We start from the raw sequence: 15,374 nt of genomic DNA on the forward strand, positions 1-15,374 counted from the left end.
CGGCTGCAAGGCCGGGACCCGCCTCCCCTGTCCGGCCCCGCTGCCCCAGGCGGCAGGTGCCCGGGCTCAGCACTCAACGCACTGCGCCTCCCGGTTTTGCGCTGCTCCGCTTGTGCTGACGTCATACAAAAGCAATTCCCGGGCTACTCAAAAAACTCAGCTGGAGATCCCATGCGTCCGCTCTTTTACGATTTGACCGAGCTGCTGTATCTGTCCCACGGGTTTAAGACCTACTACGGCATTGCCAAGGTTGTCGCGGAAGGCGCCAAAGAGGCTTTCCGGGCCGATAACGGCACCCGGTTTGTTGCGTATTCCCAAGGGCATGACGCGTTTTTTGAGGTATTCCCGAAGTATGACGATTCTGCCGAAGGCGGGATCGACCTGAATGTGCCCAATTCCGGCAAGCCGTTCTTCATGCGCCGGATTCACAATCGCAAGAAAAAGAAGGCCCTGCACTACGTCGCCCCCTTTGTGTTCGGTGTTGTGGACCTGATCGAGCGGTCCCGCTGGGCGCTGAGCGGTGCTGACAACCCGATCGTCAACCTGGATGGCGGCGCCTGGGTGAGCTGCGGGCGGCCCAAGCTGATCATTCACCCGATCAAGCACCTGAAAAAGCTGGACGTGGAAATTCACGTGCTGATTCACGACATGATCCCGCTGCATGATTTCAAACGCGGCGGTGCCCCTGATTTTTCCAGTTCATTCCTGGGCGACAACCAGTGGCTGCTGGAGCACGCTGACCATGTGATCGGCAACTCGCAGTTCACCATCGACGACGCCAAGGATTTTGCCAGCCAAGGCATTCTGCCGGAGCTCAAGCGCACCTCGGTGGCGCCGCTGGTGCATGAACTGCGCGCCGGAGATGAGGAGCAGTCGGTGGACATCCCTGAGCGCCCCTATTTCCTGATGGTCGGCACGATGCTGGGCCGCAAGAACCTGGATGTGGTTCTGAATGCGATGAACCTGATCGCTAAGCGGGGCGAGACGCCGCCGCTGCTGGTTCTGGCCGGCAAACGCCGCCACCGCACCATGGACTACCTCGACAAGGAAGAAATGGCGCTGGTCAAGCCGCATGTGCTGCAGCTGGATACCCCGAACCAGAACGACCTGGTGCGGCTGTACGAGGCCTCTCAAGGTGTAATCCTGCCGTCCCGCATCGAAGGCTGGGGCCTGCCCGCCGGCGAGGCGCTGTGGGCGGGAGTCCCGGCGGTTTGCGCGGACATTCCGGTGATGCACGAAGTCTGCGGCGACCTGGGACTGTATTTTGGGGTTGATGACCCCGAGACCCTTGCCGGGCACATTCAGCGTCTGATGCAGGACGAAGCCTTTGCCGCCGAGTGGCGGGCAAAGATCGCGGCGAACCGCGATCAGCTGCGCACGTGGCGCGACTTTGGCCAGGACTTGCTGGCCAATGTCGCCGCCAATTCCGAGCCGGCCCGCGCTCAGTCGGTTTCGCTGCGGGCGTAAACATCCTCGTAGCGGATGATGTCATCCTCGCCGAGGTATGATCCGGTCTGAACCTCGATCAGCACCATGTCCATCTTGCCGGGGTTTTCCATCCGGTGAACGGCACCCAGCGGGATATAGACAGACTGGTTTTCCCCGACCAGCTGCTGGGTGTCGTCGATGGTCACCCGAGCGGTGCCCTGCACCACGATCCAGTGCTCTGAGCGGTGGAAATGGCTTTGCAGCGACAGCGACGCGCCGGGTTTGACAACGATCCGTTTGACCTGGAACCGCCGCCCTGTTGCCAGGCTGTCGAAATAGCCCCACGGGCGGTGGTCGCGCGGGAACTTCACCGCCTGCGGCGCCTGCTGTGATTTCAGCAGCTCGACGGCCTTTTTGACGTCCTGCGTCCGCGACTTGTCGGCGACCAGAACAGCGTCGGGCATGGCAATGGCCACAATGCCCTCCAGCCCCAGGCCGACAATCTGCTGGCCATCGGCCTCTGAGCGCAGCAGAACATCCTTGCAGTCAATTGCCGCTGCGTTGCCGTTGGTGGCGACACCGTCCGAATCCGGGCTGCTCTCCGCCCAGACGGCGTTCCAATCCCCGAGGTCCGACCATTTGCCTTCGAACGGCACGGAACAGATGTTCGCAGCCTTTTCCATGATCGCATAGTCGATCGAGATGTCCTCCGCCGCGGACCAGGCTTCCGGATCCAGGCGCAGGAAGCCCAGATCGGCCTTGGCGTTTTCGACAGATTTGCGGACCGGCGCGACCAGATGCGCTGCGTGCTGCTCAAAAGCGGCAATCACCGTGCGTGCGGAGAACAGGAAGATGCCTGCATTCCAAAGGTAGTTGCCGGCGGCCAGCATCTTGGCGGCTGCAGCGGCGTCGGGTTTCTCGACAAAGCGGCTCAGCGGTGCCGGCTTCCCGGGCTCGGCTTCTCCGTCCAGCTGGAGATAGCCGTAGCCGGTTTCCGGGTGCGTCGGAACAATGCCGAAGGTGACGATGTCGCCTGCCTGCGCCCGCTCCGTCCCCGCCAGAATTGCGGCGCGGAAGGCATCTGCGTCCGGGATCACATGATCCGAAGGGGCCACGATCAGCAGTGTATCTGGATCCTCCGCAAAAGCGTGCAAGGCCGCAGCCAGAACGGCAGGCGCGGTATTGCGCCGGGACGGTTCGATCAGAATGGCACCGGGGTCGATGCCAGCACCCAGCAGTTGTTCGGTCACGATGAACCGGAAATCCGAATTGGTCACCACGATCGGTGCCGCAAACCCTTCGCCCGACAACCGCCCGACGCTCTCCTGAAACAGGGTATTGCCGCCTTTCAGGGACGTGAACTGCTTGGGATAGGATTCCCGCGACAATGGCCACAGCCGCGTTCCCGAGCCGCCGCACATCAAGACTGGAGTGATCTGCATTCGGACCTCCTGTATTTTGCAAGCGCTATATGCGAATGGAACGCCGAAGACAAACGCTCAAAGCTGCTCGCCGGATTGGGGACGGCACAGCCAGTTTGCAATGCCGTCCCGGGACTTGCACCTGAAGTTACTCAGGCGCCTTCACCTTGCGCAGGTAGGGGAAGATGGTTTCGTACTCGCCGAATTTCGCAGTGGCCTCTTCGTCCGAGACGCTCGGCGGGATGATGACGTCCTCGCCCGGCACCCAGTTGGCGGGGGTGGCGACGCCCTTGGCGGTCATCTGCAGCCCGTCCAGCGCCCGCAGGATTTCGGCAAAGTTGCGGCCCACGGTCATCGGGTAGGTCATGTTCAGCTTCAGCTGCTTGTCCGGGCCGATGATGAAGACGGAACGCACGGTGGCGCTGTCCGCCGGAGTGCGGCCATCAGGCAGATAGGCTTCGGCCGGCAGCATGTCGAACGCCTTGGAGACCGCCAGGCCGTCGTCCGCGATAATCGGGAAGCCGGGGTTGGCCTTGCCGTATTCCTCGATGTCCTTCTTCCACTTGCGGTGATCCTCGGCGCTGTCGACGGAGACGCCGATCACCTTGGTGTTCCGCTTGGCCCATTCGTCATTCAGCTGGGCCACCACGGAGAACTCGGTGGTGCAGACCGGGGTGAAGTCCTTGGGGTGCGAAAACAGAATCGCCCAGCTGTCGCCGATCCAGTCATGGAAGTTGATCGTGCCCTGGTCGGTTTCAGCGGTAAAATCCGGAACCACGTCGTTAATGCGCAAACCCATGGCATTGTCCTCCTTGTCAGGGTGTCGTGTCTGATTGTTATGTCCGGCTGCCGTCAGGCAGCCCGAGTCGCCTCAGGTACAACCTGGGGGCTCCGCCGTTACGTTACAGCCCTTGGCCCGGGATGCCACGAGAATTCTCCAACATCCTTGTCTGGCAAGGATTTGCAGGCGCCGAGTGAGGGGCGTTGACAGCACCGCCCGTAATTTGATCAAATTATGCGGCCAAAGCCTCTTGCCCCCCTGCTGGCCTGGTGACAGAGTGGCCGCCAAACCGGCCAGACGGTTGGGAGAGAACGTCTGAATTGGGAGATCCCGCATGATCGAGAAACGCGACTTTTACATCAATGGCCAGTGGGTGTCCCCTGCTGAGCCGAACGACTTCGAGGTGATCAACCCCTCGACCGAGGAACCCTGTGCAGTGATCTCGCTGGGCTCCGAGGCTGACACCAACGCTGCGGTCGCGGCGGCCAAGGCTGCCTTCCCGGGCTGGATGGCCACCCCGGTGGAAGAGCGCATCGCGCTGGTGGAAAAGCTGATCGACATCTATGAATCCCGGGCCGAGGATCTGGCCCAGGCGATGTCGATGGAGATGGGTGCGCCGATCAACCTGTCGCGCACCTCGCAAGTCGGTGCCGGCAGCTGGCACCTGCGCAACTTCATCGCTGCGGCAAAGGAGTTCAAGTTCGACGCGCCGCTGAACGACAACGCTCCGAACGACCGGATTATCCACGAGCCAGTTGGCGTTTGCGCGCTGATCACGCCGTGGAACTGGCCGATGAACCAGATCACGCTCAAGGTGGGCGCGGCGGCGGTTGCCGGCTGCACCATGGTGCTGAAGCCGTCCGAGCAAAGCCCGCTGAACGCGATGATCTTTGCCGAGCTGATGGATGAGGCCGGCTTCCCGGCAGGTGTTTTCAACCTGGTGAACGGCGACGGCATGGGCGTTGGCGCGCAGCTGACCGGGCACCCGGATGTGGACATGGTGTCCTTCACCGGCTCCACCCGCGCAGGCATCGCGATTTCGCAGAATGCGGCTCTGACACTGAAAAAAGTGCATCTGGAGCTGGGCGGCAAAGGCGCCAATGTGATCTTTGAAGACGCCGACGAAAAGGCGGTGAAGCGCGGCGTGCTGCACATGATGCAGAACACAGGCCAGAGCTGCAACGCGCCCAGCCGGATGCTGGTGCAGAAGAGCATCTATGACCGCGTGGTGTCCGAGGCTGCGGAAGTGGCCGCCAAGGTCGAGGTTGGTCCCGCCGATCAGGAAGGCCGTCACATCGGCCCGGTGGTGAATGAGCTGCAGTGGAACAAGATCCAGGACCTGATCCAGAAGGGCATCGACGAAGGCGCCAAACTGGTGGCGGGCGGCACCGGGCGTCCGGACGGGCTGAACAAGGGTTACTACGTAAAGCCCACGGTCTTTGCCGATGTGAACAACCAGATGACCATCGCGCGCGAAGAGATCTTTGGCCCGGTGCTGGCAATTCTGCCATTTGAGACCGAAGAGGAGGCGATCAAGATCGCCAATGACACGCCTTACGGCCTCACCAATTATGTGCAGACCCAGGATGGCGCCCGTGCCAACCGCATGGCCCGCGCGCTGCGCTCCGGCATGGTGGAGATGAACGGCAAGTCGCGCTCGGCCGGCTCGCCCTTTGGCGGCATGAAACAGTCCGGCCAGGGCCGTGAGGGCGGCAAATGGGGGATCGAGGATTTCCTGGAAGTGAAAGCCGTTGGCGGCTGGGCGGCTGAGTAAGCCTTAAGCCCTGAGATTGGAAGAAGCCGCCTTTCGGGGCGGCTTTTTTCTTTGCTGGCGCCGTCCCGGGCGAGTGTCCTCCCGCGCCTGCTGCCCCCCGGCAGCGCCGGGCAGCCCGCCGGCTTGGGCGTGGCCCGTGCTGCGCACGGGCAAGGGGGCATGAGATCAGAAATAGGCTCTAAGCAGGCAGATTGCAGCGATTCCAGCGGCGATGGTCAGCGGCAGGCTGCGGGTTGCCAGTGCTACGGCCAGGGAGGTAGCGCCGGCCGCCCACTCCTGTGGACCGCCCTGCATCAACAGATACGTGACCAGTGACAGGATCAGGCAGCCCGGAAGCGCCTGCAGGCCGCGTGCCCAGGGTCCGTGCTCCGGCAGCCGCCGGCCCAGCATGTAGCCGGAGAACCGGACCGCAAAGGTTGCCGCCGCCAGGCCGAAGATCAGGGTCCAGGTTTCAGTCATCGCCCAGCACTCCGGCGATGGCCGCGCCGCCGAGGCCGCCCAGGATCAGGGTCCAGGTCGGATCCAGCGGAGTCAGCATACCCGCCAGCAGCACGATGGCGATGGATCCGGCCCAGGGCATCAGCATGGTGCTGCCGCTCCACAACGACCGCAGGATGGCGATGAAGGCGGCAGTGAAGGCAAAGTCCATACCAAGAGCTTTGGGCTCCGGCGCCACCGTGGCAAAACTTGCTCCCGCCACCGTGGCCAGCACCCAGACCGCCACCAGCCCCAGGCCGCCGCCAACCAGATACCAGTAGCCGGCGCGGTGGCCGCGGGCGCGCATCGCGTGCATCAGCGCCCAGTTCTCATCCGTCGCCAGATGAACGCCCAACAGCACCTGCCACCACGGGCGTCCTGCGAATTCATCCCGCAGCGACGCGGTGATCAGCAGCAGCCGCAGGTTCAGCGCCAGCCCGGCCAGCAGCGCCGCGCCGGCGCCAGCCCCGGCCACCAGCCGTTCTACAGCGATGATCTGAGAGGAGCCGGCAAACACAATGGTTCCCATCACCCCGGTCTGAAGTCCGTCCATCCGGGCCTGTGCCGCCAGAAGTCCGAAGGCCAGCCCATAGACACCAACGCCAACCGCCAGGGGCAGGATGTCGTGCAGACCGGCGGTCAGCTGGCCGCGGGTGCTGCTGCTGTCGGCTATGTCTTGCAGGGCCATTGGACTGCTCCTCTGGAAGCGGGTCTGCGGTTCAGCTATACCGAACGTGAGGCTTCTATATCGAACGATCTACTTGTTCGTCAAGTCGAACGAAAGGATGAAATAAAGAACATGTCAGCGCCCCACCAGATGATTGCCGCAGCGATCCAGCGCGAGCGCAACCGCGCAGGCAAGTCGCTCTCGGCGCTTGCCGCGCAGGCGGGAATTGCCAAATCGACCCTGTCGCAGCTGGAGGCAGGCAACGGAAACCCCAGTGTAGAGACGCTTTGGGCTCTGGCTGCGGCGCTGGATATCCCGCTGAGCCTGCTGTTTGAGACCGAAGCCCCCTCTACCACCCTGATCCGGGCAGGGGAGGGGGAGCCACTGGAATCGGAGCTGTCGGATTTCACCGCGGTCCTGCTGTCGCGCTGCCCGCCGAATGTGCGCCGGGATGTCTACCGGGTGGTGATGCAGCCTGGAGAGGTCCGCTGCGCCCAGCCGCACCCGCGCGGCACGGTGGAGCATATGCTGGTCTGCTCGGGTCAGATGCGGGCGGGATCGGAGGGACAGGAAGAGATCCTGCAGCCCGGCGACTACTACACCTATCCCGGCGACCGTCCGCACAGCTATGAGGCGCTGCAGGCGGATACGCTGTTCATTATGGTGATGGAAGCGCCGTGAGCTGCGGCGGGCTCAGAACTCCGGCTTCACCCGGAACTTCAGCGACTCGCCGCTGTCGGGGTGCTTGATCCGCAGCTCCTCGGAATGCAGCATCAGCCTTGGGTGATCCAAAGCCGCGCCGCTGGCATAGAGAGGGTCGCCCAGGATCGGGTGGCCCAGCGACAGCATATGCACCCGCAGCTGATGCGAGCGCCCGGTCTTCGGTGTCAGCCGCACCCGGGTGGAGCCGTCCTCGTATTTCATCACCCGCCAATCGGTGACGGCCGGCTTGCCGGTCTCATGGCAGACCATCTGTTTCGGGCGGTTCGGCCAATCGACGATCAGCGGCAGGTCCACCGTGCCGCTCCTCGGTTCCAGCTTGCCCGCCACCCGCGCCACATAGGCCTTTTTGGCGGTGCGCTTCTCGAACTGCATCGACAGGTGCCGCTGCGCATGCGGGGAGAGGCCGAATACCATCACGCCGGAGGTGTCCCGGTCCAGCCGGTGCACCAGCAGCGCCTCGGGGAACACCGCCTGAACGCGTGTGATCAGGCAGTCCGCCAGATGCTCGCCGCGGCCCGGCACCGACAACAGGCCCGCAGGCTTGTTCACCGCCAAGAGCTCGGCGTCGTGGTGCAGGATCTCCAGCGGGTCCTGCGGCGGGATGTATTCGCTTGAAATGGCCATGACCGCCTGCCTAGCGCCAGAGGCGCGCGGGGGCAAGCATGGCTAGTTCCCGCAGACCCTGACGCTTTCCCTTGAGCCCTGCCATTTGCTAAATTGACACTGTCCCGGCGATCCGGTAACCGGCGCGCCTCACAGACACATGGGGACAAGGCATGGCACGCAAACGCAAAGGGCGCGATATTTCCGGCTGGCTGGTGGTGGACAAGCCTGCGGGGCTGACCTCGACCGCGGTTGTGAACAAGGTGCGCTGGGCGCTGGATGCCAAGAAGGCCGGCCATGCAGGCACGCTTGACCCTGAGGCAACCGGGGTTCTGGCCGTGGCGCTGGGCGAGGCGACCAAGACCGTTCCCTATATCACCGACGCGCTGAAGGCCTATACCTTCACTGTGCGGCTGGGCCAGGCGACCAACACCGATGATGCCGAGGGGGAAGTGATCGCCGAAAGCAATGCGCGCCCCACTGATGAGCAGATCAAGGAGGCGCTGCTGCCCTTCCTGGGCGAGATCATGCAGGTGCCGCCCAAGTTCTCCGCTGTGAAAATCGACGGCCAGCGCGCCTACAAACTCGCCCGCGATGGCGAGGATGTGGAGATCGAGGCCCGCCCGCTGTGGGTGGAAGAGCTGATCATGCTGGACCGTCCCGACGAGGATCACGTGGTGCTGGAGATGACCTGCGGCAAGGGCGGCTACGTGCGCTCGATCGCCCGCGACCTGGGGGCGGCGCTGGGCTGCCATGGCCATGTCAAGGAACTGCGCCGGATCTGGTCCGGCCCGTTTGATGCCGAAGACGGCGTTTCGCTGGAGCTGATCGACGAACTGGCAAAATCGCCTGAGCTTGACCAGTACCTGCGGCCGCTGGAGGAGGGCCTCGCTGACCTGCCCGAGCTGAAATGCACCCCGCAGGGGGCTGTGCGGCTGCGCAACGGCAACCCGGGCATGGTGATGGCCACGGATGTGGAATACGGCGACGAGGCCTGGGCCTCGCTTGAGGGCAAGGCCGTTGCCGTTGGCATCTACAAGTCAGGCGAGTTGCATCCGAGCCGGGTTTTTGTGCAGCCGGAGTGATCCGGTTGCTTGTCAGCCCCTGTTGTTGCGGAAGACCTCCAACCGGATGTGCCGGGTGCCCGGCTCGGCCTGATCACCGGCCCGGCTGTGCCAGGTTTCAGCACAATATTCTGAAGTACTAAGGCAGCCGGAAATTAGTCCGTGCCCGCATCGCTGGTCATCGTGCCGCTATTGGACGTAATGGTCCGGCCGCTGCCTGTGAAAGCAGAACCGGAAATTCCATGAGGATCCCGTTGAAAAACCAAGTCCGCACCGGCTCCGTGCCGGGGTGCGACTCCGCCTAAAAATGCGTAACGTTTCATAGCATTCAACGCATCTGCCGTGGCTACGAACAGCTAGTGCGCATAGCCCCTGTAAAATCCCTGGTGAGCTGAAAAAAAAGGTCAAGCATTCTGACGGAATGTTTCGCGCGCGAAACATCAGGCCAGCACTGCTTACCTAATCGCCTCAAGGCTGCTTCGATCCATGCTCTGGGGCCTCGTCAGAAGTCAGGCGGGGCTGGCATCATGGTTTGTTGGCAGAACCGGCTGATCCTGCCGAGCAGCCGAAAATCACGCTCGCTGCGGTGCCCTTCCCCTGAGAGTTGCGGTGATCCTGCTTGGAATGCAGGCCGTGCCAAATTAGTAAAGCGCGCATGATCACCCGCAGCCACACCAAGGGCGATGCCCCCTCGACCGCCGTTTATTCGGATTGCGAAACCTACCGCTACAGCCTGACCCGGGTCTGGGACCCGGCGGGGCGGCGGGTGATGTTCGTGATGCTCAACCCCTCGACTGCAACTGAGGTGCAGAATGATCCCACCATCGAGCGCTGCGAGCGGCGTGCCCGTGCTTTGGGGTTTGGCGGTTTCAGGGCCACGAACATTTTTGCTTGCCGGGTGACCGACCCGCGTGAAATGCGGCGGTTGGAGGCACCGGAAGGCCCGGACAACATGGCGGCGATTCTGGAAGGGATGGATTGGGCCGATATGGTGATTTGTGCCTGGGGCACCCACGGTGCGCACCGCGGCCAGGGCGCGCGCGCCGCAGCGGCGCTGAGGTCCACCGGCAAGCCGCTTTACCATCTGGGGCTCAGTAAGGCAGGGCACCCGAAGCATCCGCTGTATATTGCCTACAGCCAGCAGCCGGAGCTGTGGCAGGCAGGATAAGGTATCTTCATCCTGCGTTAACCTGTGTTCCCGCTTTGTTTTGCTTTTGGCAGCTCAACGTGTAATTGTGCTTTCTGTATTAGTTTGTCCAAGGGTTGATCGGGCAATGTTGTGGTTGGCAAGTGTGTTGGGACTTGTTGCGGTTGGCGGTGCGGTCCTGGTTGATACCGGGCCGGAGGAGGAAGAGGATTCCGGTACCCCGCCCAATTCAGGCACAGATGGCGACGGTCTCGACGGCGGTTTTATTGAGCCGGGCGGCAGTACCGTGACCGGCACGGAGAACAACGATGTTCTGGCGGGCAGCGGGGTGGCGGAAAGCCTGTTCGGCGGTGCCGGGGATGACCAGATCGGCGGTTACGGCGGCAGCGACTGGATCGATGGCGGCGCCGGCAGCGACCTTTTGTACGGGCAGGATGGGGATGACAGCCTCTTTGGCGGAGACGGCTTCGACCTGCTGCACGGCGAGGACGGTGGCGACTGGCTGGAAGGCGGCACCGGCGGCGACAGTCTTTACGGGCATTCCGGTGACGACAGGCTGCTGGGCGGCAGTGGCGCAGATCTGCTGCACGCCGGCCAGGGCCAGGATTGGCTGGAGGGCGGTGCGGACCAGGACACGCTGCACGGCAACGATGGCGACGACAGCCTGGCGGGCGGCGCTGGCGAGGACGCGCTGTTCGGCGGATATGGCAATGATGTGGTTTCCGGTGCCGGCGACGGCATGGACCAGGATTATGTCAATGGCGGAGACGGCGATGACTCGCTGATTGCCGGTGCAGGCGATGTCCTGACCGGCGGCGGCGGTGCTGATCAGTTCATGGTGGGCAGCTGGACCGGCAGCGGTGAGGCGGTGCAGCTGATGGACTACGATGCGGCCGAGGACCAGCTGGTGGTGGTCTGGGATTTCGAAGACGGGGAGGAGCCCACTGTGGAGGTGCGGCAGAACCCGGCTGCCGCGGCAGAGAAGCTGATTCTGGTCAATGGCCGGGCAGCTATGCGGGTCTCTGGGGCCGAAGGCCTGACGGCGGCGGATCTGGTGCTGATCGACCAGGAGTCGGCGGCCGGGACAGGATTGCTGCCGCAATCATCCAGCTAGCCCGGTCCCCTTGGCCTTCGCACGCCGCACCGGCTCCTGGCATCCGGCAGTTAGCCTTTGCCTTTACAGCGGAAACATCATATACGCCCGCATCTGCCGCGATTCTGCGGCAGGTTTCTCCACGGGCCTGTGCTGGACGACATCCCGGCCTGCGCCATCCACTCTAACCTATGAAGGAGACCCCGATGTCGATCACTGCGGAAGAAAAAGCGCGCCTGATGAAAGAATTCGCAACCAAGGACGGCGACACCGGTTCCCCGGAAGTCCAGGTTGCAATCCTGACCTCGCGCATCAACACCCTGACTGAGCACTTCAAAACCCACAAGAAGGACAACCACGGCCGCCGTGGCCTTCTGAAGATGGTTGCTCAGCGCCGCAAGCTGCTGGATTACACCAAAGGCAAGGATGAGGCCCGTTACCAGGACCTGATCAAGCGCCTGGGCATCCGCCGCTAATCCGCGCATTATCCGGATTTCAGCGCCCGTTCCGAAAGGAGCGGGCGTTTTTTTGAGCCGGAATACTGCAGCAGCGGGGGGCTCCCGCGCCCGCAGGCCCGCCGGCTGCGCCGGGCCGCCTTTGGCCTTGGGCGTGGCCCGTGCTGCGCACGGGCGGTTGCTGCCTGTGGCATGGCAGGCACTCGCGGGCCTGAGGGACTGTTTGAATAAAAAACGCCGCCCCGGAAGAAGCGGCGTATTGTCTGTACCGGAAGCTGCCGGATTACTCGCCGTAGGGCACCCAGATGTTCTTGATCTCGGTGGCCTCCTGCAGGAAGCGCTTGGTCTGGTCCTGCGTCCAGTCGGTGGCGGTGCCGTTGTTGACCCAGGTGCGCTTCAGGTTGCCAGCGGAGGCCGCTTCGATTGCCGCCGACAAATCGGAGGAGGAGAAGCTCCAGACCGCATCCACATTCAGATGGGAGGCGAGCGGCTTGGCCAGCTCTGCATGGCTGCCGGTCAGGATGTTGACCACGCCTGCAGGCACGTCCGAGGTGTCCAGAACCTGGTAGAAATCGGTCGCTGCCAGCGGAAAGGCTTCGGAGGCCGCCAGCACCACCCGGTTGCCCATGGCAATGGCAGGCGCCATGGCAGAGACCAGGCCCAGAAGCGGTGCCTCATCAGCGCAGAGCGCGCCGATCACGCCAACCGGCTCCTTCATCGCCAGTGCGACGCCGCGGATCGGCACGCCGTGGACCTGGCCGTCGTATTTGTCGGCCCAGGCGGCAGCAGTGAACAGGCGCTGGATCGAGGCCTCGACCTCATCCGCGCCGGACTTCTTGCCGGTCATCGCGTCGATGCGGGCCGCAAACTCCGCAGCGCGGGCGGAGAGGTTTTCGGCGATGTAGTACAGGATCTGCGCACGCAGGTGGCCGGTGGTCTTCGACCATTTGCCAGCGCCTGCCGCGGCCTCTACCGCGTTGCGCACGTCCTTGCGGTTGGCGAGGCCCACGTGGCCCAGCAGCGCGCCGGACTTGCCGTAGATGGCCTGGCTGTAGCCGCCGTCCGGGCGGGCCTGCTTGCCGCCGACATAGAGCTTCGCGGTCCGGTCCAGCGGGTCCGCCGGGGCGCCGCTGCCCTCAAACGGCTCCACCTTGGCCAGCGGTTTGGCCTTGGCCTTGGGGCGGGTATAGGCGGCGAGGCCTTCCCAGCCGCCTTCGCGCCCGAAGCCGCTTTCGCGCACACCGCCAAAACCGGCGGCGGCGTCGAACATGTTGGTGCCGTTGATCCAGACCACGCCGGCCGCCAGTTTCGGCGCCATGTCGAGCGCCAGGTTCACGTTCTCGGTCCACAGCGTCGCGGCGAGGCCATAACGGGTGTTGTTGGCCAGCTCCACCGCCTCCTCGGGGGTGCGGAAGGTGCAAGACACCAGAACAGGGCCAAAGATTTCTTCCTGCATCAGCGGATCAGCAGGGGAAAGGCCTTCGATCAGCGTCGGCGGGTAGAAGCAGCCTCCTTGGGGCATCTCCACCTGCGCCTGGTGCATGGTGCCCGCCCGGTTGGCCGCAACCATGCTGCTGATGGTGTCAAGCTGCACCGGGTCCACCACGGCGCCGACGTCGATGCATTTGTCGAGGGGGTTGCCGACGCGCAACCCGTCCATGCGGGCCTTGAGCTTGGTATGGAACCGCCCGGCAATGCCTTCCTGAACCAGCAGGCGCGAGCCGGCGCAGCAGACCTGGCCTTGGTTGAACCAGATTGCATCCACCAGCCCTTCGATGGCGCTGTCGATATCGGCATCGTCAAAGACGATGTAGGGGGACTTGCCGCCCAGCTCCAGCGTCAGCGCCTTGCCGCTGCCTGCGGTGGCCTCGCGGATCTTGCGGCCAACGGAGGTTGAGCCGGTGAAGGCGATCTTGTCGACCTCTGCAGCGGTGATCATCTCACCCACGGCGCCATCGCCGGTGACGATGTTCACAACGCCCTTGGGCAGGCCAGCCTGACGGCAGATATCGGCAAACAGCAGCGCGGTCAGCGAGGTGTATTCCGCCGGTTTCAGCACCACGGTGTTGCCCATGGCAATGGCAGGCGCAATCTTCCAGGCCAGCATCAGCAGCGGGAAATTCCAGGGGATGATCTGGCCGCAAACTCCCAGTGCCTCGGCGTCCGGCAGCTCGCTGTCCATCAGCTGGGCCATGCCTGCGTGATAGTAGAAGTGGCGCTGGGCCAGGGGAATGTCGATGTCGCGGCTCTCGCGGATCGGCTTGCCGTTGTCCAGCGTCTCCAGCACTGCAAACAGGCGGGCGTGCTTTTGCAGCAGCCGGGCGATGGCATAGAGGTACTTGGCCCGGCCTGCCCCGCCGAGGGCTTCCCATTTGCCTTGCGCCTTGCGGGCGGCCTCGACCGCGGCGTCCACGTCGGCTTGAGTGGCCTGGGTCACCGTTGCCAGAACCTCGCCGGTGGCCGGGTTCCTGCTGTTGAAACCGTCCCCGGGGGCGGTGAATTCACCATTGATGAAATGGCCGAAGCGGCTGCCCTGATCGACCAGCCAGGCCAGTGCCTCGGCGGCGCTTTCGGGAGCGGGGCCGTATTCCATGGTTTCGAAAATCTCTTTGATGGTCATGTGTTCAGCCCTCAGCCCATCGCGTGGCGGTAGCCGGCGGAGTATGCCCCGGTGACATGATGCTCCAGCTGGCGCTCGATATCGCCCAAGAGCGACGAGGCGCCGAAGCGGAACAGGTCGGGCTGCAGCCAGCGGTGGCCGAGTTCGTCCTTCATCAGCGCAAGATACACCAGCGCGTCCTTGGCTTTGGAGATGCCGCCTGCCGGCTTATAGCCGACGCGGTAGCCGGTGCGGTCGTAGTAGTCGCGGATCGCGCGGATCATCACCAGGCTGACGGGCAGGGTGGCGTTGACGCTTTCCTTGCCGGTGGAGGTCTTGATGAAATCGGCGCCTGCCATCATGCAGACCAGCGAGGCCCGGGCCACATTGCGCAGCGAGCCCAGTTCGCCGGTGGCCAGGATCGCCTTCACATGGGCCTCGCCGCAGGCCAGGCGGAAGGCTTTCATCTCGTCATAGAGTGCCTGCCAGTTGCCCTGCAGCACGTGGCGGCGGGAGATCACGATGTCGATCTCCTCAGCGCCGGCGGTGACGCTTTCACCGATCTCCGCCAGACGCAGGTGAAACGGCGACAAACCCGCCGGAAACCCGGTGGAGACCGCGGCCACCGGGATACCGGAGCCTTCCAGCGCGGCAACTGCGGTAGGGATCATGTCGTGGTAAACACAGACCGCCCCTGTGGTGAGCCCCTCCATCCCCAGGCTGCGCAGAATGCCGGCGTTCACCGGCTGGCGTGCCTTGGCGCAGAGGCGGCGGACGCGGCCCTCGGTGTCGTCGCCGGACAGGGTGGTGAGGTCGATGAGGCTGATGGCTTTCAGAAGCCATGCGGCCTGGTGGTCTTTCTTCACACTGCGGCGGCCGGGAAGGGTGGCGCAGCGGCGTTCGATGGCCGAAGTGTTGGCCTGCACGGCAGCGACCCAGTCCAGGTCCAGCTCCATGCCGGGGTTGCGCGGCTCAGCCAGCTGCGGCAGCTGCGCGCTTCGTTCAGCGATATGGCTTTCCATTGGGGATCCTCAGAAGAGTTCCGTGCGAAAATCGCACGGGTGCGGCATATTGGCAAGCGAGCGCCCGAGGCTGCGGCCAGATTTTTTGACTAAATGGACAAATTATTGGTCCGAAGCGCC

14 protein-coding genes are annotated in these 15,374 nt (G+C 63.8%); 7 read left to right on the plus strand and 7 right to left on the minus strand.

Going from position 1 to position 15,374, the window contains the following annotated elements; translation table 11 throughout:
* The first annotated feature begins 171 nt into the window (after positions 1-171).
* A complete protein-coding gene (locus ACFMBG_RS01885) occupies positions 172-1,467 on the plus strand; it encodes a glycosyltransferase family 4 protein (RefSeq protein WP_421053028.1) in 1,296 nt (431 codons plus the stop codon).
* Here the strand turns inward: ACFMBG_RS01885 and ACFMBG_RS01890 are convergent.
* Positions 1,443-2,870, minus strand: a complete 1,428-nt coding sequence (locus ACFMBG_RS01890; RefSeq protein ID WP_421053029.1) for a mannose-1-phosphate guanylyltransferase/mannose-6-phosphate isomerase — start codon at positions 2,868-2,870, stop codon at positions 1,443-1,445. The two genes, ACFMBG_RS01885 and ACFMBG_RS01890, sit on opposite strands and share 25 nt — an antisense overlap.
* Before the next feature lie 127 nt (positions 2,871-2,997).
* Positions 2,998-3,648: a peroxiredoxin gene (locus ACFMBG_RS01895; protein ID WP_421053030.1), complete on the minus strand. Its 651-nt coding sequence runs from the start codon at positions 3,646-3,648 to the stop codon at positions 2,998-3,000.
* 316 nt (positions 3,649-3,964) lie between these two features.
* Here ACFMBG_RS01895 and ACFMBG_RS01900 point away from each other — a divergent pair, with 316 nt between their 5' ends.
* Positions 3,965-5,404, plus strand: a complete 1,440-nt coding sequence (locus tag ACFMBG_RS01900) for an aldehyde dehydrogenase family protein (RefSeq protein WP_421053031.1) — start codon at positions 3,965-3,967, stop codon at positions 5,402-5,404.
* 165 nt (positions 5,405-5,569) lie between these two features.
* On the opposite strand, the gene ACFMBG_RS01905 is transcribed toward ACFMBG_RS01900, so the two are convergent.
* The gene (locus ACFMBG_RS01905; protein ID WP_421053032.1) at positions 5,570-5,863 is read right to left on the minus strand and encodes an AzlD family protein; all 294 of its coding nucleotides are present in this window, start codon (positions 5,861-5,863) and stop codon (positions 5,570-5,572) included.
* The gene (locus ACFMBG_RS01910; protein ID WP_421053033.1) at positions 5,856-6,569 is read right to left on the minus strand and encodes an AzlC family ABC transporter permease; all 714 of its coding nucleotides are present in this window, start codon (positions 6,567-6,569) and stop codon (positions 5,856-5,858) included. Before ACFMBG_RS01910 ends, ACFMBG_RS01905 begins: the two co-directional genes overlap by 8 nt.
* A gap of 111 nt (positions 6,570-6,680) precedes the next feature.
* Between ACFMBG_RS01910 and ACFMBG_RS01915 the strand changes: the two genes are divergently transcribed.
* Positions 6,681-7,229 (plus strand): helix-turn-helix domain-containing protein, encoded by a 549-nt coding sequence (locus ACFMBG_RS01915; protein ID WP_421053034.1) that lies wholly within the window; start codon positions 6,681-6,683, stop codon positions 7,227-7,229.
* 12 nt (positions 7,230-7,241) lie between these two features.
* On the opposite strand, the gene ACFMBG_RS01920 is transcribed toward ACFMBG_RS01915, so the two are convergent.
* A complete protein-coding gene (locus tag ACFMBG_RS01920; RefSeq protein ID WP_421053035.1) occupies positions 7,242-7,895 on the minus strand; it encodes an RluA family pseudouridine synthase in 654 nt (217 codons plus the stop codon).
* Positions 7,896-8,047: 152 nt separating this feature from the next.
* On the opposite strand from ACFMBG_RS01920, the gene truB reads away from it, so the two are divergent.
* The 4 genes from truB (at position 8,048) to rpsO (ending at position 11,654) form a co-directional block, all read left to right on the plus strand.
* Complete coding sequence (truB, locus tag ACFMBG_RS01925; protein WP_421053036.1) at positions 8,048-8,959, plus strand: tRNA pseudouridine(55) synthase TruB; 912 nt, start codon at positions 8,048-8,050, stop codon at positions 8,957-8,959.
* Between the two features lie 634 nt (positions 8,960-9,593).
* Positions 9,594-10,106, plus strand: coding sequence for a DUF1643 domain-containing protein (locus ACFMBG_RS01930; protein WP_421053037.1), 513 nt, complete (start codon positions 9,594-9,596; stop codon positions 10,104-10,106).
* Between the two features lie 124 nt (positions 10,107-10,230).
* On the plus strand, positions 10,231-11,199 hold the full coding sequence (locus tag ACFMBG_RS01935) for a calcium-binding protein (RefSeq protein ID WP_421053038.1): 969 nt from the start codon (positions 10,231-10,233) through the stop codon (positions 11,197-11,199).
* A 185-nt stretch (positions 11,200-11,384) separates the two neighbouring features.
* The gene (gene rpsO / locus ACFMBG_RS01940; protein WP_008555454.1) at positions 11,385-11,654 is read left to right on the plus strand and encodes a 30S ribosomal protein S15; all 270 of its coding nucleotides are present in this window, start codon (positions 11,385-11,387) and stop codon (positions 11,652-11,654) included.
* Between the two features lie 262 nt (positions 11,655-11,916).
* On the opposite strand, the gene ACFMBG_RS01945 is transcribed toward rpsO, so the two are convergent.
* Entirely contained in the window at positions 11,917-14,253 is a 2,337-nt protein-coding gene (locus tag ACFMBG_RS01945) for an aldehyde dehydrogenase family protein (RefSeq protein ID WP_421053039.1), read from the minus strand.
* Positions 14,254-14,264: 11 nt separating this feature from the next.
* Positions 14,265-15,254, minus strand: coding sequence for a deoxyribose-phosphate aldolase (gene deoC / locus ACFMBG_RS01950; protein ID WP_421053040.1), 990 nt, complete (start codon positions 15,252-15,254; stop codon positions 14,265-14,267).
* Between the last annotated feature and the right edge of the window lie 120 nt (positions 15,255-15,374).

The sequence above is a fragment of the Leisingera coralii genome (genome assembly GCF_049056525.1).
GTDB lineage: Bacteria > Pseudomonadota > Alphaproteobacteria > Rhodobacterales > Rhodobacteraceae > Leisingera > Leisingera coralii.